The 22281-nt window shown below is 48.3% G+C and carries 15 protein-coding genes; 5 read left to right on the forward strand and 10 right to left on the reverse strand.

Translation table 11 applies throughout. The annotated features are described in order from the left end of the window. Window positions 1–39: 39 nt before the first annotated feature. From BC349_RS01200 to BC349_RS01240, 9 genes are all read right to left on the reverse strand, one after another. Window positions 40–2487, reverse strand: coding sequence for a beta-propeller fold lactonase family protein (locus BC349_RS01200; RefSeq protein WP_187254926.1), 2448 nt, complete (start codon window positions 2485–2487; stop codon window positions 40–42). 30 nt (window positions 2488–2517) lie between these two features. Then, window positions 2518–4275 (reverse strand): RagB/SusD family nutrient uptake outer membrane protein, encoded by a 1758-nt coding sequence (locus BC349_RS01205; protein WP_187254927.1) that lies wholly within the window; start codon window positions 4273–4275, stop codon window positions 2518–2520. A gap of 17 nt (window positions 4276–4292) precedes the next feature. Continuing rightward, window positions 4293–7574, reverse strand: a complete 3282-nt coding sequence (locus tag BC349_RS01210) for a SusC/RagA family TonB-linked outer membrane protein (protein ID WP_187254928.1) — start codon at window positions 7572–7574, stop codon at window positions 4293–4295. A 193-nt stretch (window positions 7575–7767) separates the two neighbouring features. Then, on the reverse strand, window positions 7768–8334 hold the full coding sequence (locus BC349_RS01215; protein WP_187254929.1) for a hypothetical protein: 567 nt from the start codon (window positions 8332–8334) through the stop codon (window positions 7768–7770). A 24-nt stretch (window positions 8335–8358) separates the two neighbouring features. Next, a complete protein-coding gene (locus BC349_RS01220; RefSeq protein WP_187254930.1) occupies window positions 8359–9672 on the reverse strand; it encodes a hypothetical protein in 1314 nt (437 codons plus the stop codon). Window positions 9673–9791: 119 nt separating this feature from the next. Continuing rightward, the gene (locus BC349_RS01225) at window positions 9792–10820 is read right to left on the reverse strand and encodes a DUF6807 domain-containing protein (RefSeq protein ID WP_187254931.1); all 1029 of its coding nucleotides are present in this window, start codon (window positions 10818–10820) and stop codon (window positions 9792–9794) included. A 10-nt stretch (window positions 10821–10830) separates the two neighbouring features. Then, window positions 10831–12186, reverse strand: coding sequence for a Gfo/Idh/MocA family protein (locus tag BC349_RS01230; RefSeq protein ID WP_187254932.1), 1356 nt, complete (start codon window positions 12184–12186; stop codon window positions 10831–10833). 26 nt (window positions 12187–12212) lie between these two features. Next, complete coding sequence (locus BC349_RS01235) at window positions 12213–13565, reverse strand: 3-keto-disaccharide hydrolase (RefSeq protein WP_187254933.1); 1353 nt, start codon at window positions 13563–13565, stop codon at window positions 12213–12215. A 119-nt stretch (window positions 13566–13684) separates the two neighbouring features. Further along, the gene (locus tag BC349_RS01240) at window positions 13685–14266 is read right to left on the reverse strand and encodes a DUF937 domain-containing protein (protein ID WP_187254934.1); all 582 of its coding nucleotides are present in this window, start codon (window positions 14264–14266) and stop codon (window positions 13685–13687) included. 78 nt (window positions 14267–14344) lie between these two features. On the opposite strand from BC349_RS01240, the gene ung reads away from it, so the two are divergent. Both ung and BC349_RS01250 read left to right on the forward strand, forming a co-directional pair. Continuing rightward, entirely contained in the window at window positions 14345–15016 is a 672-nt protein-coding gene (ung, locus tag BC349_RS01245; RefSeq protein ID WP_187254935.1) for a uracil-DNA glycosylase, read from the forward strand. 14 nt (window positions 15017–15030) lie between these two features. Next, window positions 15031–15774 carry a lysophospholipid acyltransferase family protein gene (locus tag BC349_RS01250; protein WP_187254936.1) on the forward strand — a complete coding sequence of 248 codons (744 nt, stop codon included), beginning with the start codon at window positions 15031–15033 and terminating at the stop codon, window positions 15772–15774. Here BC349_RS01250 and BC349_RS01255 read toward each other — a convergent pair. Next, window positions 15768–18446 (reverse strand): putative LPS assembly protein LptD, encoded by a 2679-nt coding sequence (locus BC349_RS01255; RefSeq protein ID WP_187254937.1) that lies wholly within the window; start codon window positions 18444–18446, stop codon window positions 15768–15770. The genes BC349_RS01250 and BC349_RS01255 overlap by 7 nt on opposite strands. Before the next feature lie 56 nt (window positions 18447–18502). Between BC349_RS01255 and BC349_RS01260 the strand changes: the two genes are divergently transcribed. From BC349_RS01260 to BC349_RS01270, 3 genes are read left to right on the forward strand one after another with little or no spacing between them, the layout of a single operon-like run. After that, window positions 18503–19483: an N-acetylmuramoyl-L-alanine amidase family protein gene (locus BC349_RS01260; protein WP_187254938.1), complete on the forward strand. Its 981-nt coding sequence runs from the start codon at window positions 18503–18505 to the stop codon at window positions 19481–19483. Between the two features lie 29 nt (window positions 19484–19512). Then, window positions 19513–20508 (forward strand): MlaD family protein, encoded by a 996-nt coding sequence (locus tag BC349_RS01265; RefSeq protein ID WP_187254939.1) that lies wholly within the window; start codon window positions 19513–19515, stop codon window positions 20506–20508. A 3-nt stretch (window positions 20509–20511) separates the two neighbouring features. Next, entirely contained in the window at window positions 20512–22281 is a 1770-nt protein-coding gene (locus tag BC349_RS01270) for an OstA-like protein (RefSeq protein WP_187254940.1), read from the forward strand.

A 22281-nucleotide genomic window follows, 5' to 3' on the forward strand; every position in this document is an offset into this window, starting at 1 on the left:
TTGGAGGCAGCTCTTTTTTTGTTATTAAGGGTTGGGGAGTTAATCCATTTCAATGCTGGCACGGTCTTCCTTATGGTTTCTTTTCAGGAAGGCAGCACGCACCGGTGAGGGAGCCGGAGTTCCTTTTATTCCCTGCCACAGGATCTCGTTGAAGGTAAGATCCGGTACGGCATCTTCCCTGGACCAGTCAAATTTTTCAGAGAATTTAGCCAGTGGCGTATTGGCAGGATTCTTGTCATTCAGGTTGACATTGGCCGGCAGGTGATCATAACCGGTATAATTGGCCTCACCTGTAAAACACCGCCACAAAGGCGTTGCAGCGGCATCGTACTGCGACATGGGAGGCAGACCCAGTATCAGTTCAATGGTTCTCAGAACCCCGGAGGTGCTGTACATGGTATGGTCAACAAAATTCCGCTTCACATGGGGCCCTATTACATAGGCAGTACTCCGGTGGGCGTCCACATGATCGGGTCCGTTCTGGGCATCATCTTCCAGTATGAACACCACTGATTCTTTCCATACAGGACTCTTGCTGAGGTGATCAATGAACATTCCCACTGCCAGGTCGTTGTCGGCCACATGCGCAAATGGAGTTGGTCTTCCTGCACGCATACCTTCCGTATGATCGTTGCCGAAACGAACGGTGGACAATTGTGGCAGGGCATTGATGGCCACCAGGGAATCAAAATCTTTTCTCCATTCGTAAAAACGGGTGGTGTCGCGTACGCCCAGGTTATAGGAAGTAAAGTTGGCGACCTTGCCTTTCAGCACATCCAGGCGGGGTGTTTTGCCCGCAACAAATTCGCCGTAGGACCTGAAACTCACATTATTCCGCGCACAATTTTCCCAGATAAAACCATCGCGGTTGTTGGCGATCTTACGTTCGCCTTCCCCGCCATAGGTGCCGCCCCTTCCCCCATAGCTGGAGGGCCAGGTCTTTTCGAGGTAATCGTTCGCATAAGCGCCCATACTCCAGTTGTGGCCGTCGGCGCTCACTTCTGCATCCACATAAAAATTATCCAGCAGAACAAAATCTTTTACAAGTTTATGCTGGTTGGGCGTGATGCTTTCCCCGAAGAGCAGGAGGCTGGAATCACCATTTCCACCCGGTACATCACTGAGTACCTGGTCATAGGTCCTGTTTTCCTTGATCAGGTAGAATACATATTTAATGGGCGATTTCTCCCCCACTTTCATAGGCACCGGGTTACCAGCCTCTCCTTCCGTAAGCAGTTCCTTTTCCTTTGTGTATGGAGAGTTTTTATACACCGACTGTGAGTAAACGCTGAGTTGTGCTTTGGAGGGTTGTTCGATCATACTAAGTGTACCATGAAACAATCCGCCGATGTACTGTACTTTGGCCGGGCGGGTACTGTCGCCCGCATGTCCCAGCACAACCTGTGCTCTCTGGGCCGGGTTGGGGCCCTGCGGATTGGCAAAAGATGACAATCCCTTTCCGTTGGTAACATAGATGGTTTTACCGACCACTTTTACATTGGTAGGATACCAACCAACCGGGATGAAGCCTTCTGACTTACTTTTTGACGGAACCGACACATCAAAGACTGCCAGGCAGTTATTGTTCGCGTTTGCCACATAAAGTGTTTTCTGGTCCTCACTTAAAGCCAGTCCATTGCTGGTGGACCCGCTGGGCGCATCCGGATACAATGCCGCGTTTAGGATTTCTATCACTTTTCTGTTGCGGGTATCAATAACCGAAACAGAGTTGTCATTTGAATTGGCAACATAGAGATACTTCCCGTTTTTGCTCAGGAGCAATTCATTGGGATGGCTGCCTACAGGTATATCCCCTACAATGGCGCTTTTGGCGATATCATAGAGCAGTATCTTTCCACCACCCCAGGAACTGATAAAAAGTATTTTCCTGTCACGGGAAAGTTTGCAGGTATAGGATTCTGTTCCCAGCGAAATTTTGTTCACTATTTCTTTGGTTGCCAGGTCAAATACGTAGAGGCTGTTGTCTTCCTTTGTTACCACGAACAACTTGTTGTGAACTGTTTCATCTATTTCAAGTCCGGCCACCCCAACCTTATTAGGCCATGGTTTGCCCAGTACCAGGGAGTCAGCCAACTGAAGTTTGTTATTGGCAACCCGGTATTTCCTAACCAGGTTATCGTGTCCGCCGGAAGCATAGAGAAACTGGTTATCCTTGCTGAAAGCCAGTCCGTACCAGGATTTCGGGATGATGATGCTGTCCAGCCTCACACCCGCTTTACGGTCGATCAGTTCAATGGTTTGTGTACTCTGCCCGTTGTTGGTTACAGCCATGTATTTTTTATCATGACTAACGACCAGGTTCAGGGGCAAATCGCCCAGCGGGATATTTTTTCCCACGGGGGTCAGCGACCATCCATTGGGAAGTTTCAACCTGCTGTTCTCCAGTTCCTCCGCGGTTTGTCCGAAAGTCTGCAGGCAAAGGAATGCAGAAACAAACAGGAGTGCCGTTATTTTATTTGTTCTCATGTTACAATTTACAGATTTACGTGAATGATATTACCAGCCCGGATTCTGTTCCAGCTCGGGGTTCAATACCATATCTGTATTGGAGATGGGACGGAAGTATTTTTTGTCGTCAAACACCCTTACTTCATCATCTCTCCAGGTCACATGGCCTTTATCGCCATCAGTCAGCCGGGAAGCCACACCATCGATCACATAATAGATCACGCCGGGAATCTTGTTGGCAGGCACTTTGCTGACAAAAGCCACATCAGGTGTTCCATTACCATCCAGGTCCATTGGCAGGTCTTTCGCGGGAACATAAATACCTTTCCACTGCATCTCCAGGAGTTTACCTTTTCTCCAGCGCAGCAGGTCAGCATAACGCAATCCTTCATATACCAGTTCAATACCCCTCTCCCTTCTTACTTCCAGCAGGAATTTGTCGCTGATCTCGGGGAAATACGCCTGCTGGAGGTAGGGATCGGCAGCTTCAGGAACGGCTGATTCCACACCGGCCCTGTCCCTGAGCAGGCCAATTGTTTCAGCCCAAACGCCGGCATCCATCTGGCCGAGTTCAGCTTTTGCTTCCGCATAGTTAAGCAGAACTTCCGCATAACGGATAAGGGTGATCGAATTATTGGCTTCGGCCACACCATCCAGGCGTTTGTCATCAAGGCTGAATTTATGTATATGGTATCCCGTAAAGGTATAACCGAAATTGGGCGGGGCGGCGCTGCCATCACTGCGCTTGTATCCCAGTGAGCGCACCGTCTGAGCCAGGCGGTGATCGCGACCTGCCATCTCCCTTACGAACTGGATGGTATCATAACCAACTTTATCGGTGAACCGGCTCCCATCGGTATTGAGGTAGGTATTTATGAATTGTTTGTTCAATCCCCAACGGGCACCATAAGTGGCGCTGTTGAATTTCCAGGTGATCTCATGCCATCTTCTCAGTGCATCATTATACACCAGTGCCCACATGATTTCATCATTAACAGGGTTCATACTGGTGAACAGTGCCCTGTAATCTTTGGCAGGATTGCCGGTATTGTAAATCCGGTATTTTTTGGCATCCATTATTTTGCGGGCAGCATCAGCGGCCTGTTGCAGCCATTGATCGGCAGAACCGCCAAGATTCATACCAGTATGGTATTTGCGGAAAGTGCCTTCAAACAGGCAGACCCTTGATTTGAAAGCCAGGGCAACCTGGCGGGTAACCATAGACGAAGTAGCATCCCTGGTATCGCGGATATTTTCAGCGGCAAAGTTCAGGTCTGCCAGCACTGAATCCATTACCAGAGTGCGGGAATCACGTTTCTTGTAAAGCTCAGGGTCATCAGTGGCCATTGCTTTGGAATACCAGGGCACGTCACCGTAGGTTTTCACTTTATCAAAATAAAAATATGCACGGAAGAAACGGGCAATACCTGCAAAGTGGTTCCTGGCTTCCTGCGGAATAGACGGATTATCATAGCGCTCCAGGAAATAGTTGATATTCCTGAGATCGGTCCAGTTCCAGCTGCCTTCATTCACTGCTGAATATGATCCTGCAATGAAAGTTGGCGAGATATTCTTGGAAGTATATTCACCCATCTCATCAGCCTGCACCACAGCCAAACCGGCGGGTAGCTGGCGCTGGTAAAAGGATGTGGTGTAAAGTTCCAGGTCCTTTTCCGTTTGGAAAAAGGAAGAAGGCACCAGTTTATCGAATGGTTCCTTGTCCAGGAAATCCTTGGAGCAGGAGCTGAGGGAAGCAGACAATACCAATCCGGAAAATATGGAGAGAAGAAGATTTTTCTTGTTCATTGTTTCAAAGTTTTAGATCAGAAGGAAAGATTCATACCAACGGTGAAGGTTTTCAGCATTGGATAAGCATAACCCTGGCCGTTTCCATTGGTGAGATCACCCACGGAGTTTTCCATTACTTCGGGGTCGAAATTCTCCGTATGCCTGAACAAACCAGAGCGGGTGAACAGGTTTTGCGCTGTTACATATACCTGGGCATTGGTCATGGAGAGTTTCCTCAGCAGGGACTTGGGAAGTGTATAATCGATTGTAAGGCTTTTCAGGCGGATATAACTGGCGTCCTGCAGGTAACGTGTCTGCGGAGCTCCGAGGGACCTCCCTGTACCAAGAGCGGTATATCCGCGATAACGGGGGAAATATGCATCCGGATTCTCTTCGGACCAAAGGTCTTCCATCATCGTAAGGGGCTGGTAACCGTATGGACGGTTATATGGTCCCCAGAACAAACCTGCCTCGGGAGCAAAATACCAGTCACGTTTTCCAATACCCTGGAAGAATGCGGAGATACCAAAACCATTCCATCTTGCAGCAGTGGTAAATCCAAACTGGTAGCGAGGTGAGCTGTTACCAATAATACGCCTGTCGCCCGGATCATCCACGGTATTCCTGCCGCTGTTGATCACATTATCTCCGTTCAGGTCGGCAAATTTGAGGTCTCCCGGTAACCATTGACGGTTGTTGGAGTTTTGGATAAAACTCTGATTGGCATGTTTTAGAATCTCTTCTTCAGACTGGAATAATCCAAGCGTTTCATATCCCCAGATCTCACCAACCTGGTGGCCAACATAATAGGTGGCCGACAGGGTTCTGGTCGGGTTGTTGAAACGGGTAATCTCAGATTTGCTGTCCCACAGTGAACCATTAAAGCTGTATTCGAACGGACGTCCGGCCAGCGTCAGGTTATCTCTCCATCCGAGGGTGATCTCCCAACCTTTGGTAGAAAGATCAGCATAGTTTCCATAGGGCACAGTTGCGCCGAAAGTAGCAGGCAAAGGCTGACCCAGCGTGAACATATCGGTTGTTTTCCGGTCGTACCAGTCATAGCTGATGTTCAGCCTGTTGCGGAACATGGCCAGGTCAACACCCAGATCAAATGTGGTGGATTTTTCCCAGGTAAGGGTGGATGGCACCACGGCTGGCAGGGCTGTATAATTCATTTGCACACCGTTTAAGATCAGGGTGGTCTTACTCACACCCATTTGCTCGAGGTAACGGTAAGGCGCCACATTTCCGTTTCCGAGTGAACCATAGGATGCGCGAAGTTTCAGGTTGTCAATGATATCGCGACTGAAGTCCATGAACTTTTCTTCAGATATACGCCATCCGGCTGAAACTGATGGGAAGAACCCGAAGCGCTGGTTGGAGGGGAATTTGGAAGATCCGTCATAGCGGCCGTTCAATTCCAGCAGGTATTTTTCATCAAAGGAATAGTTTACCCGGTAGAACAAACCCTGGTAGGCCCATTCATTACCACCACCAGTAATGTTATAGTTCAAACCATCCATCAGGTTAAAGTCAGGCATGCCTGGGATGAGGATACCATCACGTTGTGCATTCAGGTTTTTGGTGGTGGAGGTTTCCACGTTATAACCAACCAGCACTTTTACATCATGCGCGTTGAATTTCTTCTTTGCTTCAGCTGTGATGTTGGAGGTGAGATAGGATATATCCTGATTGAACTGGCGCAGGAGACTGCGACCAAAACGGTTGGTCACTCCAGGTGCAATGCTGTAATTGATAAAGTTGTTGGTACGCGATTCCTTGTTCCAGGTTTTGGTATAGGTAAAGTCAGCCTTCAGGGTCAGCAGGTCTTTGATCGGCCTGGCAATAAATGCAGCAGTATTCCGCACAAACACATTGGATTCCTGTGAGCGGTTGTTCCCCTCAATATATGAAGCCACACCAGTATACACACCTGTATGGGAGTAAGTTCCATCGGGGTTATAAATAACTGCCATCGGATATGCCTGGTGTTCGAACTGGCGCCATACGTTACCGTCTCCATCCGCAAACATCGGGTACTTATAGCTGAAATTCGACAGGTCAAAATTGTTCTGGAAGGTCAGCCAGGGAGTAATTTTGATATCACCCTTGGCCCGAAGGTTATACTTGTTGAATTTATCAGAATTATAATTGAAGATGCCATCCTGGAAATAGTAGCGACCTGAAACATAGTAGTTCACTTTATCGGTACCTCCTGAAATGCTGACAGCCTGTTCGGTAGCAGGGATCTGGTCCTTATAAATAACGTTATACCAATCAGTATTTCCAAAGTACTCATAGCGGCCCTTTTCTTCATTGAACACTACTTCCGGAAGTGAAGGATCTTCATTATGCTCTTTTAAGGCATCGAGATATTCCAGTGAAAATGGAAAGATGTTGTTTACGGAAATGGGGTGTGATTTGTAATCATACCATGCATTGAATGCTTCATCAAAATTTTTCGCCCATTCATATCCGTTAGTAACAACTTTTGGGGTAACGGTCCGCCTGTTTACGGAATAGCTGCTGCTGAAATCCACTTTGATCTTGCCTGACTTCGCAGCCTTTGTAGTGATCAGTACCACGCCAAATGCAGCCCTGGAACCATAAATGGCGGCTGAGGAAGCATCTTTCAGGATGGATACAGATTCAATATCGTTGGGGTTCAAATTGTTCGGGTCACCCTCCACACCATCGATCAGCACCAGGGCATTACCACCCGCACCAATGGAAGTAGTTCCGCGGATATTAAAAGCAGCACCACGGGTGGGGCTGCCATCAACCATCTTCAGGTTAAGGTTGGGCAAAGCACCCTGTAACATCCTTGAAATATTTGGCGAGGGCCGGCTTTCAAGTACTTCAGAACCCACGCTGGCCACAGCACCGGTTAGATTTATTTTCTTTTGTGTGCCATATCCAACCACCACCACCTCATCAAGGCCGGGATCGGCTTGTTTGAGGGTTAAACTCACATTCGTTGCTTCCCCGGACCTAACCGTTACAGCCTGCTTCAACTGGCTGTATGAAACATAACTAATGATCAGGGTGTATTCACCCGCTTCTGCTGTGAGATTAAACCTTCCTGCGTCATCAGTGGTAGTGGACTGACTGGTTCCTTCTATCGTGATGGTTGCGCCGGCAAGGGGCCTACCACTGTTGTCAAGGATGGTTCCGGAAATGACACCATTGGCCATTACGGATTTGTGGCCACCAATGTAACCCGCCTGTAAATCCCTGATTGGAATAATGCCGATTAGTAATAACAATAGAATACATAAGGGCTTATTCAAGCCACACCTGCTGTTTGCCTGCTGCATAAAAACTAATTATAAGTTATGGTAATTAGGAGAAGGAGTTTTTCTTAATTCATTTGCGAAACTATCAGCAGGTTGTTAAGGGATTGTTATGCGAACTGCAATTAATTGTTATGCAAAAATAAAATACCACCAATACTTTGATTTGGAATCAAAGCATTGGTGGCAGTTGACCATTAACGTTAGTTACTCTATATTATTTAACTACATCGTAACCGAAAATAAGCGATTCCATATTGGTATCATTCACATCATATACATAGAGGAAGGTATTTCCCGAATAAACTTCTGTTTTCCACAAATAAACCTGGGGTGCAAGGTCGGTACCGGAAGCCACCCTTTCAGTTGTTCCGTTATTGGAAGAACAGCCACGGCGGATGGTCTTGAAATTACCTTCCACCGGATAGAAAGTGAATTTGTTGCCCTCGAACTTAATGGTTCCTTTAAGGCGGGAATAAATTTCCGTTACGCAGGATCCCGTACGGGTTCCGAGATACTGGCCGAATTCCGCGAAACCATCTTTTGTTACTTCGTAGGAGCGAGCCGCTTCCCAGTCGCTGCCCAGCTCATGCCCTGCATTGTCATAGTGCGACAAGGGCGAGAAAGACCCGTAAAACCAGGTAGCCGGCGCCAGTGCATCAGGAACCGCACTGCGGGGAGAATTGCCATATTTATCTTCTGTGCCGGTGCCATTGTTCTCTTTGGAACAGGCTGCGAAAAGCAGGCTGGTAAGCATTACCAGCAGGATACTTGTTTTTTTCATTGTAAGGTTGTTTATATAATTTTATTACCAGCTGTGTTGTACTTTGAAGGTGCCCGTGATGGAACTGACTTTAAGTTGTGGCAGATCCTCTGCATTTTTTATGTAACCTGCATTGTCCACCACGAAAATGCCTTCCACATATTTCTTCCCATCCTTTACAGTTTCCTCAATTGACACAAATCCACCGCTGTCTTTTTGCTCACGGGTATCCGGATCAATTTCATACACGGATACATACATGTGCCCGAGGTCAGGTTCGGCATATTGAAAGGTTACATCACTTTCATTATCTCCCAGCATGGACCACGGAAATACGCCGGCAACAGGTTGCCCTCCACTTCTGCGCCAATGAATCCCGATCTGTGGAATATCGCTTGAAAGACGGAGTGCACTGATGGTATAATAATTAAAACCATCCTCCTCCAGTACCCTGGCAGCCATCCCGGAATAGCTATGCCAGGGACCGCCGTCAATACTGAGCGAAATACCATCTTCAATGATATGTATGGTACTGAAAAGCAGCACCTTCATGGTACCCACTTTTAATTCCAGTACAATAGTAGCTGTTGATACGGCTGGTTTTACCGATGGCGCTGTATAAGTGGCTTCATTCCCATTGGGATTAAGTGTACCCGGTCCGAGCAGGGTCCATTTTACGATATACCCATTCGCAATTTTCTCGGCCTTCCCAATCTTGGTTGGCTGGGTCAATGGCACAACGTACCAGTCATCCTCAATATTAGCATAATCAACTGCTGTCAATTTCACCTGTTCGGCCAGGCCGACAGTTTTAACCAACGGGGTTAATTCCATTTTACTGATGATAGCCCAGTCGCTGAAATGATCGGTCTTTACCGAGATGACCTTTTGAATGGTATCATTGGTGTTCATACCCGGACAAACCCATACTCCCTTGTCGTCCTGGTAAGCTATCTCCAGTGTTTTCGACAGCCCGATGGTGCGGCTGAACTTTCCATAATTAAACCGGATGGTCACCTGTTTTTTAAAATTGCCGCCATGCGGGGTTAAACGGTAACCAAACCCTTTCCCTCCCGGCGCGGTGTTCTCCAGGGGTACGATTCCTATTTCGGTTTCTTCGGTTAAGGCTCCCTGTGGGAAATCTATCTCTACCACACCATCCGGACTTTTTACCAGTCCGCCTTCCGTGCCGATCCATTCGGTATAAGGCTGGCCGAGCGGCTTTCCAACGGTGGTGGGATCAATAGTTCCGGAAGGAGAATCTGGTTGGAGCGGGTCCTTATGGCAGGACTGCAGGGCCATGGTGACGCAGAGCAGCAGGATGCCGGCCGCCTGGTGCAGGAACGGTATTCTTTTCATACTGATAAAATTTAATTCGTGGTGATGCAAAATTCATTGCAGATCACGGCTCCTTCATCAGTAGTATTACGTAATCAATAAATTACGTTGGGGTAAGGGCTTATCCGTTGGATGTAAATTCAGTTAGCAAACTGATCGGCGAGGGTATTCATTTCCCCTGCGGTCAGTGCTTTTCCCTCCTGTATAATAATCCTGTACTTGAAATGAATTGACTGGCCGGGAACCAGTTCAATATCCATCCTGTTTTGCCCATTGCTGAAAACTGCCGCCCCCAATGGATTCAGTGCAAAGAGACCATAACCTCGTGCATGCCAGTAGGTGGGATAACCCGGGTTGTGGGGATGGTCTATCATGGCAACCGTTATGGGTTGTTTCCTGATATTTCCGTTCAGCATTACCCAGCGGCCTCGGCTGCTCCAGACGGAATCCCCCTTGATACCTTCGCTGCTGGTGTACAAACCGGTGATACCTTCAGCGGGCATCTGGTCCACTTTTGTCACCCGACCACTGGCATCAATGTATTCACTGGCTTCCCCGGAGGGTTGCTCCAGTTCGCGCGCCACGCGGATGGCCAGCATGCCGTCTTTCACATCCTTGAAAATTACTTTTGTATCTGCAGCCGTTAGTGTGGTGGTTCTGTCAATCTCCAGCCTGGATCCGGTTACTGTAAAAATAAACTGTGTTTTTTCCCTGAGTTGCAGAACACCGGTCTGGTTTTTCCATTCCGTATGCACCACCAGTTCCGCCCTGTTTTCACCGGCCTGTTTTGATTCCACCCGTTTGTGGAAGATGGTTCCGTAATGTGGTCTCCTGGCGGGTTCTATGGCGGTGGAATGATTCCAGAAATCCAGTCCGTTCACCGATTCATAATTCAGCCACAGTCCCACATGGTGCGGATGATCGGTCCTCTCCCCCGCCCTCGGTTCAAGCGGATAACCGCGGGTTATGGTAATTCCTGAAACTGTATTGACAGGAAACAATACCGGCTTCATGATGGAATCATCATAGCGGTAAGCCGTCATCAGCCGGTCGTTATACAATATATCGATCCGCTTTTCAGCAGGCTTTTCTATGATCTTAAAGCCTTTTTCCTGGGCAACAGCAGAAACCGAAAACAGGACCAGTACGGTCAGGAATCGAAGCTTCATTCACCGTGGTTTAATATTTGAATACTTTTCCGTTCACCATCACCTGTTTTGTCTTTTCATCAAAAACAGCTTTGGCGCCAGTCCTCACGGCCGCATTGGTCATAATATTGGCGATAGAATGATAGTACCCTGCTTCCACCGGAGCGTTAGGCTGGCGGCGGCTGCGTACACATTCCATCCAGTTGCGCATATGCGCACTCGTTAGAACATCCCCGCCGGTATTGGCAGAAGCTACTACTTCCACTTTTTCGGGCACCAGGTCCATCTCGGGCAGCAGGTTGGGCTGCATGTTCATTTCATCGGCAAATCTTTTTCTCAGTCCGCCTGCCGGCGATATTTTATTGGTGATCAGGTTCAGTTCTCCTCCGTTGGAATAGTAGAGTTCAGCAGGTCGTTCATCACCGTTATGCATACGCGAAGAAAAGATTACCTGGAAGCCGGTAGTGGGATCGCCAGAAGGACCGTAGTCAAATACAGCAGTGGTGGTATCCCAATTGGTACGGCCGTCTTTCCACATATAAATTCCGCCGTTGGCCACCACGCTTCTCGGATGCTCCAGTCCCGAGAACCAGTGCACCGTATCTATCTGGTGGCTCATCCACTGCCCGGGCATGCCGGAAGAATAGGGCCAGAACAAACGATACTCAAGGTATTTCCTGGGGTCCCACTTTTCGAAAGGACGGTTCATCAGGAAGCGTTTCCAGTCGGTATCTTCTTCACGGATCTTTTCCACCAGCGCAGGTCTGCGCCAGCGGCCGGGCTGGTTCACATTCCAGGTTAGTTCCACACTGGTAATGGGTCCGAATTTACCCTGTTGCACGAAACTGGCAGCAGCTTTATAATTGGGGCCGCTCCTTCGCTGTGAACCAATCTGGACAATGCGATTACTTTCTTTTACCGCCTTCAGGGCCGCATTGTTATCATCCATGGTTTCCGCGAAGGGCTTTTCCGTATAGGTATCGCGGCCCGACTTTACAGCCTCAATAGTGTGCAGGGCATGCTGGAAATCGGCCGTGCTGATGATCACCGCATCAATGTCTTTTATCGCATATAGCTCGTCGTTATTATTGCAGGGTCTGATATCATGACCAAATTTCGATTTCAACAGTTCCGTGCCTTCTTCCCTGCGCAGTTTCCAGATGTCAGACACCGCAATGATGTCAAAATTCAGTTCCTTGTAGTGGTTCAGAAAGGCCGGCAGCAGGGAGTGGCGGAAGCGGTCCGAAAAACCAACGGCGCCTATCAGCACCCGGTCGTTGGATCCCATGATGCGTGCATAACTGGCAGCGCTCAATCCCATTGTACCAAGGTAAATACCGGCACCTGCCTTTATGGATTGCCTGATAAATTTCCTGCGTGAAGACATGTTTGAAGTTTTGCTTTGGATGAATATTATTTGAGTTCCTGAATTTTGATGCTGCGGAAAGAAACCTGGTCGCCATGATCCTGAAACAGGATATGCCCCCTGGGCGCCATGCCAAAGCCAGGCCATTTCTCGTATTTGCTCCTTGCCACCAGGGCATAAAAATATTGTGTACCGCGCTGGTATTCCAGAACTTTCCAGCCATTCAGCCAGTGTTCCACACGGTTATCAGGATGCACCACGATCATACCCCGGTTCCATTCGCCGATTGGTTTTCTTGCCCTTCTTTCATTAACAGCAGGGATCAGGTCATAAAGGGCAGCAAGTGTCCTGTTTCCAATGGAACCCTGTTTGGCATCGGGATGGTTTTCATCATCCAGCACCTGGTATTCCAGCCCGATGGCCGATCCTGTATTGTTTTCCTTTTCCGTTACAAAATATTTTACGCCACTGTTGGCCCCCTTTGTAAGCCTGAATTCAAACTGCAGCACAAAAGCACCATATTCTTTTTCAGTGATGATATCGCCGCCATTGGTGGATTCACCGCCGCCCGATGGCAGTACGGAGAGGTTGCCATCCCTGATCTCCCAGCCTTTGGCAGGAAAAGCGTCTTTGTAAGCACCACGCCAGCCTTTGGTGGTACTGCCATCGAAGAGTAATTCCACTCCATTCCTTTTTTCTGCCGGTGATAGTGCATTTGGGATCAGGTTGACCACGAATGTCTGATCGGGAGCTGAAGCTTTCAGTCCGGCGGTCTGGATACGAATATTGCGCCAGCGGATCTGCCTTCCTTCGTCTTCCTTTTTACCAATGGAATGCACCTGCAGCGCAATGAACCCTTTTGCAGTCATGTCATCCACCACGTGTGCCACGGGTACTTCGTTTACCCATGTGCGTATGTCGTTGCCGATACATTCAATCCGGGCCCTGTTCCAGTTTCCCTGGCGAAAACCATTCCGGGAGGCAGGATTAAGATACCCCTGGTAGAGCCAGTCGCGCCTGCCTTCATCATATACCCCTCCTGTCCAGGCGCGGGGAGAAGGGTCGATCTCATACTGGTAACCATGCACCCTGCCCTTCTGGTAGTCGGGCGAGGAAAGGCTTCTGAACTGCACCCCTGAGTTCATGGTACTGTCTACCAGGAATTCAAATTCCAGAATAAAATCGCCGTATTCCTTTTCTGTTGCCATAAAAGAATTGGGCTCACCAAACACAGTGGTCCCAACGATTTCGCCGTTTTCAATTGTGTACTTTGCTTTTCCATTCAGTTGTTTCCAGCCGGTAAAATCCCTGCCATTGAATAAATTAGTCCAGCCGGCATCCTGGGCAAATCCGGCGATTGTAAGGATGCTGCAAAACAAAAAGCTTATCAGATGTTTCATAACGAAGTTGAGCAAACAAATATAATAGGTTCGTTAAGTTATTGATTGTAGCCAAGAAAACATAAAAAAAACCCGGGAGAGGCTCCCGGGTATGTTCATATTTTTTATTTTGAAAGCATTTAATTTCCGAATATTCCTTTCAGCGCATCCAGCGGACTGCCACCCTGGTTTGAATTGCCTGAATTACCGCCACCGGTAAATATGCCCATCAAATCCTGCAGGTCAACATCACCATCGCCATCCTTATCCATGCCACCGCCTGCAAGTTTTCCGGCAATGGCTTCAATGTTCATGCCCTGGGTACGTCCGCCGCTGAGCTGGCCAAAGAGTCCGTCCAGGCTGAACCCGTTATCTGCCGGGTTTTTGGTACGGCTGATCAGCTGGTTCAATACCATGGGCAGGAGGCTGCTCACCAAACTGCCGGCCTTGCCGCTGTCGAGCCCGAATTTGTTAACGAGATTGCCGATCAGTCCGCCTGAAAGGTTTTGCACTACCGGATTGCTATTATCTACCCCACCTGAATTGAACATGCCCAATAAATCTTTCACACCACCCTGGGCAAGTATACCCTGGAGCCCGCTGACAAGTGAAGAAGTTGTTTCCTGAACAGCTTCTTCATTTCGATCATTAGGGATATCCGGGTTATTGAAAATAGCTTCACCGGCATTTTCCCTGACAAGGTTTAACAGGTTGTCAATCATGTTACATATTTTTAGACTTGGAATATACTTGATTTACCAACTAAAGGACCAAATGTTCAGAAAATTAATGCAGTTTTCATGGAAGTAAGAATGGAGGCCGGATGGAAGGCGATACTCAAACAGGAGTTTTCAAAAGCCTATTTCCAGCAGGTGGTCACCCACCTGAAGATGGAAAAAATGGGGGGTAAGATTATCTATCCCCAGGGTTCCAATATTTTCCATGCCTTCGATAAAACCCCCTTTGATAAACTAAAGGTTGTGATACTTGGGCAGGATCCTTACCACAACCCGGGACAGGCACACGGACTCAGTTTTTCTGTTCCGGATGGCGTACCGCCTCCTCCATCGCTGGTGAATATTTACAAAGAGATCGCATCCGATATCGGTATCCGCCTGCCCAAACAGGGCAATCTGGAAAAATGGGCAGAACGGGGCGTATTACTTCTGAACGCCGTGCTGACAGTAAGGGCCAATGAACCTGCCAGTCATTCAAAGATCGGCTGGATGGACTTTACTGATGCCGTCATCCGGCATATCAGCGATGAAAAAGAACATATTGTTTTCCTGCTCTGGGGGCGGTTTGCACAGGAAAAACAGGCCCTGATTGACGAAACCAAACACCTGGTTTTAAAAGCGGCGCATCCCTCTCCCTTCAGCGCAGATAAGGGATTTTTCGGCTGCAAACATTTTTCCCGCACCAACGAGTACCTGATGCAGCATGGTATAGATCCCATTGATTGGTCTTTGTGAGCTAATTTTGCAGAATGAAGTCGGCTAAAAATATTTTCGGCACCATTTGGGCAGTCTGGGCAATTATTGCTTTTGTGATTACCATGATCTTTTTCCTGATCCCGGTTTTCGTTCTTTGCCTGCCGCTGGAAGAACCGAAACGCACCCATCGGTTTATCTATCATTCGCGCATATGGATGGCCGTTTACCTCAGGCTGATCGGCTGCCCGCTGAAAGTTACCGGTAAACAGTATTTCGCACCCGGACAGAATTACATCGTCATCTGCAACCACAATGCACTGATGGATGTGCCGGTATCTTCACCCGCCATCCCGGGAGGCAACAAGACCATCGCCAAAGCGGAAATGGCGAAAATTCCGGTCTTTGGGGTCATTTACAAACTGGGAAGCGTGCTGGTAGACAGGCAGAGTGATAAAAGCCGAAAAGATAGTTTTGCCAAGATGAAGGCTGTGCTCGACAGCGGACTGCACATGTGCATCTATCCGGAAGGCACCCGCAACAAAACCTCTGAGCCGCTGAAACCCTTCCACGACGGCGCTTTCAAGCTGGCACTGGCAACCCGCAAGGCCATCATTCCGGGCGTGATCTTCCATACAAGGATCGTCAATCCCGCCCACAAATCATTTTACCTGATGCCCCATCCCCTGCGCATCGATTTCCTTCCGGCAATCGAAGTAAGGGATGATGATACTGTGGAAAGCCTGAAGCAGCGCTCCTTTGATCGTATGAAGCAACACTATGTGAATGCAAATCACTGAGTATAAAAATACCTCGTCCTGTTGATCCTTAAATCCCTCAGGATTCCCGACTTGGGATTGATGGTGATATTAAACGAGCGATACAATCCAACCGGAGTGATATTGATGCCAAGTTGCCAGCAATGGAGTTCGCGGCTAAGGAACATCGTTAGTTGCTGGATGGAGGAGCCGCGGAAATCATAATAGGTATTGGCACCCATTTTCCATTTCGGGGTAAGGTTGAAATCTCCGCTGACATTGATACTGGAAGATATCTGGGTTTCATAACCCGAATAGTCGCGCTTCAACAGCCTGCTGAAACTGAGTGAATAGGATAAATTGACCGACCACGGGATATTGAAATCGGCAAACTCAGCAGGGTTATTCCTTACGTAATTCAATTGTGCCTGTTGTTCTTCCAGCGTCATCGGTAATCCCGCACTGGCCAGGTCGTCGGTAGGTTCAGTGGGTTGCTTTTCCTTCTGCTTACTGCTGAAGGAAGTTGAAATGGCGATGTTGCCTGAAGTCAGCCGCCCTGGTGAAAATTTGCCCCCACTCCAGGCATACTGGTTGATCCGGTACCCCTTGTTATCGGTTTTATACGGATCCATACTGGCGGATGCCGTAATATTGATTTTCTCAAAAAGGGTACTCCGCACATAGAGGCTGATGGGCGATAACTGGAAAGAATCCGCCAGGAAATTATAACTGCCCGACAGGCCAAAACCATCCAGAATCCGCACTTTTTTGATCCCTCCTTCAGTGGTGTCTTTTTTAGAACGGACCTTCATTTCGAGGTTATTATCGAGCGTGAAACTGAGCCCGCCGAATTCACCTGCACCGAATGCGCCATAGAGGCTCCCGTCATATTTGCTAAAGCGCACTTCGCGGCCTGAGGTATCCACCTGGGTGGAATAATAATCCTTGCCATTCATATCAGGCTTGTAACTGGCACTGATGGATGGCCTGATCACGTGGCGGATTGCCCGTACACTGCTGTTCTTGCCAAACTTATTGAAGGTTCCGAAAATGGCCGTGTTCAGGCTCATGCTGAAGGATACATCTCTTGCTGCAAAAAAGCCCCTGTCGATGGTGGTGTCAATTTTAGAACCGTTCCACCTGCGGGTGAATTGTTGTGCATACCATCTTTCGGTATAACTCACCCCGGGGGAAACCTGAATCGGTCCCAGTGAAGGCAGGGCCAGGGTTATTGGAATATTGTGCTGGGCACCCCACTGCATGGTGTCCACCAGTTGCTTGAAGGAAAATGCACTGTCGTAAAAAGAAACCTGGTTCCTGAATTGTGTATTGAGTCCGAGGCCAAGCTTCTCATACCACTTGGCTTCACCCACAAAATCATTTGGCTGGAAGGGATAAAAGTTGTTCACCGTGAAGGACCCGTCTGGCAGTCGCACATTGATCTGGCGGGTACGGCTGTTCTGATCGTGCCCCATGCTGAGCGTGAGGTTGTATTTGTTATCCCAGTTCTTGCTGTAGGAGATGGAAGAATACAACTGGTTCTGGAAATTGATGGTCGGGTTGATGCCCACAAACTGGTTGTATTGGGTGGAACCCGCGTTCACGCTGGCCTGGAAGCTGGTACCGGGTCTGGCTTTCGCATCAGCCACATGACTCCACTGGATATTGAAACTGCGGTTGACATCAAATTCTTTTTTCGGGTCATTGCTCAGTATCCTTGTATTCTGATAAGCCAGGTTCAACCGCCCCGAGTACCGGTAGCGTTTCCGGTAAGTGGGTGTCAGCACGGCCCGCCATCCCCCGTAAGAATACACATCCGTACGCAGCATGACATCAAACTTTTCACCGATTACCTTATAATAACCAAGCCCCTCCAAACCAAGGCCGAACTGTGCATTGGCTGTAAACTGCGGAGGCAGGATGCCGGAATGGCGTCCCTGGGAAAGCGGGAAAAAACCAAATGGAATATAAATGGGAACCGGCACTCCTTCAAACTCGGGGTGGATGGGGCCACTGACGGCGAGTTTCTGGTTGACCAGTTTCATTCTTTTGGTGCGGAAGGCAAAGTGCGGAGTATCGAGGTTACAGGTGGTGAATCGCCCGTCAAGCGCGAAGAAATCTGATATATTCACTTTTTTAATGCGCTCCCCGTAAACGAACATCTCACCCTGTTGTGTAAACGTACTTTTGGTGATACCCTTCTGGGTTTTGAAATTATATATGATGGAGTCGGCATCCATATTGCTTTCTCCCTGCACAAAATGGGGTTTGCCCTGCTTCTCACCCACAGAATCGATCAGGTAGGTCGCCACCACTATCTGGGTGGGCTGGTCCAGTTCAATTTTATAGGCAGTGAGGTCCAGGTCCTTGTATTTCGTGGAAGCCTTGCTGTAAAGGGTTATTTTTTTAGTAGCCACATCAAGCACCATGGAGTCGGAGGCTGCATAATTAACGGGGGCATCAAGCGAATCTGCAGAAATTTTAACATTTAATGTATCAACCTGCTGTAGATTTCGGGATGCTGAATCAGCCTGCTTTCCAGGCAGGGTATCCTTTTTAAGGGGCAGGGTATCGGGCCTTACCTGTGTTAAGTGCTTGTAAAAATCAGTCGATTTATGATAATTCGCTGATGCGAAGAGCGTTAAAGTGCAAAGTAGCAGCGTAAAAAGCCCAATCGAAGTGTATTTTAAACTAAATTTGCCGCCGTTATTCATATTATTGAATGGGGGCAAAAATAGTGATTCGGTACCCATTAATCAAAGTATATCTTATGATGAAAAAGATCAAGACCTTATTATCACTATCACTAGCTGCGGCGTGTTTGCTAATATTTTCACAATCCCTCGTAGCACAGGGAAGTAAAAACGCTTTGCGCACAGTGATCATTGATGCAGGACATGGAGGCCGTGATCCGGGAGCAAGAGGACTGGTTTCCACCGAAGCAGAACTGGCATTGTCCATTGCCCTGAAACTGGGCAGGGAACTGGAAAAAGCTTACCCGGAGACAAGGTTTATCTATACAAGGACCGATAATAATCTCCCCAAGGGAGTGTCTGATCCCAACGTGGCCAACCGCGTCAGGGCCGAGATGGCCAATGAAGCCAAGGGAGACCTTTTCATCAGCATTCACCTGAACGCCACAGGACAGAAAGCCGGTGGCTGGTACCAGAAAAAAATTGTGGGCTACAAGAACAAAGTGGTGTACACGGGTACGGGTAAACGCAGAAGGAAAAAACTAATCAAGCAGCCCATTTATGAATCCTATTACGTGAAGAATACCCGTGTAGGCACGGAAACCTATATCTGGGCAGCCGACAGAAGCGGAGCGAAAAGTGAGAACATTATACTCGATGAAGAAGAAGGCGGTGAAGACGAACCGGTGGATGACCCCAACAACGTACTGGACCTTAACTCGCCCGAGGCTAAAATCAGGGCGCAGTTGTACACCAAGTATTTCTTCCGTAATTCGGCCCTGCTGGCACAGATGGTCGAGGAGGAATTTTCCAATGCCGGACGCAAAAGTTACGGGGTAAAACAAAGGAACCACAAGGGCATCTGGGTGCTGCAGGCCACCGGTATGCCGAGTATCCTGATAGAAACCGGTTTCATTACCAATAAAGAAGAGGAAGAATACCTCGCAAGTGATGAAGGCCAGGCAGAAGTGGTGAATAATATTCTCACTGCTTTCAAAAGGTACAAGGATGAGTTGGAAAATCCCCGACACAGTTCCAGGCCGGCTGCCGGCAAATAATTTTATACATTTGATACCAACTATTTCGCATGAAAATTTCTAATGAAACCAAGATCGGCATCCTGGCTGTAGTAGCCATTACATTAATGATACTTGGCTTCAATTTTCTGAAGGGGAAAAATCTATTCAAGAAAAACGACGATATCTATGCAGTGTTCCCCAAGGTAACCGGACTGGCCAATTCGAGCCCGGTATTCCTGAACGGTCTGCAGGTTGGTATGGTTACGGCCATCGAAGAAAAATCGCGCAATATCAATGATGGTATTGTGGTAAGGATCAACCTCAGCCGCGAAATAGATATCCCGGGTAATTCACTGGCTTATATCAATACTGATCTGTTGGGTGTTTCATCACTGGTGGTGGAACCCGGCAATTCTTCCCAATATTTAAAAACCGGCGATACACTGGGAAGTAAAATCAAAGTGGGACTCATGGATGAACTCGGCGCGGGTGTTAGTCCTGCCCTGAAATCACTCGATGGCACACTGGTTTCCCTGGATTCACTGATCCAGGTAGCAGGCGCCTATTTTGATCCTGCCACCAAAAACAATTTTCATAAAATCGTAGCCAATCTCTCCGCTGCATCTTCCTCACTCAATCATCTGATCGCGGCCCAGAACAGTTCGCTGAACAAGACCCTGGGCAATATGGAAAGTGTAACCGGCAACCTGGCAGGCAATAATGAAAAGATTACCAATACGCTGGGTAACCTGGAAAAAACTACCAGCCAGCTGGCCAACGCCAAACTGGAAGAAACCATCGCCGACCTGCAGAAGACCATACAGGGACTGAATGGCGTACTCGAGAAAGCAAATGGCAGGGATGGCTCATTGGGATTGTTACTGAACGATAAAAAACTCTATAACAATCTTGAAAATACATCCCGCAGTCTGAATATTTTGATGGATGATCTGCGGGTGCACCCCAAACGTTACATCAGCATTTCGGTATTCGGCAAAAAAGACAAGGACAAACCGTTAACTGCGCCACTGAACGATTCTACCGTTAATACTTCCAATCAATAAGCAATGAGGATCATCAGATGGCTGGTGTTAAGCCTGTTGGCGGGATGGCTTCCCATGCGGGCTGCAGCGCAGGTGGCGGTGCTGGCACCCACTGATACCACCGACCTGGTGTTTGTAAAAAAGACAGACAGGTTCCGGTATGAAAAAAAAGATTCGGCAACCGAGCTGCAGATGCTGGCGGGAAATGTATTCCTGGAGCAGGGTACCACTAAATTCTACTGCGACAGCGCCGTGCTGGACCAGAAAAACGGGATCGTGGAAGCCTTCGGCAATGTGCACATCAATGATGCCGACAGCATCCACACCTATTCTCAATACCTGATCTATTATTCCAACAAGAAAAAAGCCTACCTCAAAAAAAATGTTAAGCTGACGGACGGAAAAGGTGTGCTCACCACCAATGACCTGGAATACGATACCGACCTGAAGATCGGCATCTATACCAACGGAGGTAAAGTAGTCAGTGACAAAACCGTTCTCACCAGCAGGGAAGCCATCTATTATGGCGACATGAAAGATGTGTATTTCAAGAATGAAGTGCGGATGAAGGACCCGCAATATGACCTGGATACAGATTCGCTGCTTTTCAATACAGACACCAGGATCGCGACCTTTATCACCAGCACACATATCAGGGCGGATTCGGGCCGGCGGGATATTGTTACCTCGGAGGGTTATTATGACCTGAAGAATAAGCAGGCAAAATTCGGCAAACGACCGCTGATCAAGGACGGCAGCACATTTATCACCGGTGAGGATGTGGGGTTTGATGATGTGAGTGGTGAAAGCTACGCCCGTGGAAACGCCGTTTTCCGCGATACCGCACAGGGTATTTCCATCCTGGCTAATGACCTACGCGCCAGCAAGAAGAACAATTCGATGCTGGCCACCCAGCGCCCGCTGATGATCATCAAACAGAAGGAAGACTCCATTTATGTAACAGCTGACACCCTTTTTTCAGGCAGACTGACAGACATGGCGGGATATGAAAAAACATTCCTGAAAGTTGCTGCACCGGGCGGCCCGGAGATCCGGCGCGACCAGTTAAAGCCGGCCAAGCTGCCAGTAGCCGAACAGCCTTTGGACAAACTGCCTGAAGAAGCCATCGCAAAAGACAGTCTGCGGAAAGACAGCCTGGCCAAAGACACCATTATTGCAGCCACCGTGATCGATGCCACGGACACCACTAACCGAAACCGTTATTTCCAGGCCTTTCACCGGGTGCGGATTTTTTCGGATTCCCTGCAGGCGGTTTGCGACAGTCTGTTTTATTCGGGGGTGGATTCGGTGTTTAGGATGTTCAACAATCCCATTGCATGGGCCAGCGGAAGCCAGGTAACAGGGGATACCATGTACCTTTTCACCAAAAACAAACAACCGGAAAGGATCCAGGTATTTGACAATGCCCTGGTGATCAACCGGACCGCCGAGGATTTTTACAACCAGCTAAAAGGCAATACCATCCATGGGTATTTCATTGAAGGCAATATCGATTTTATGCGGGCCAAAGGTTCCGCGGAAAGCATTTATTACGCCCAGGACGAGGACAGCGCCTATGCGGGGGTAAACCGCTCCACGGCCGACATCATTGATATGTTCTTCAAAAACCAGGAACTCAGCCGGGTGGTATTCAGGAGTACCGTGGAAGGTACCATGTATCCGTTCCGCCAGGTAAACCATGGAGAAATGCGGTTGCGGGGATTTAAATGGTTGGATAAAAGGCGGCCAAAAACTAAATTTGAACTTTTTGAGGACCCGATAGAACCAGAATAG

It is taken from the genome of Flavihumibacter stibioxidans (assembly GCF_014332695.1).
Classification (GTDB): domain Bacteria; phylum Bacteroidota; class Bacteroidia; order Chitinophagales; family Chitinophagaceae; genus Flavihumibacter; species Flavihumibacter stibioxidans.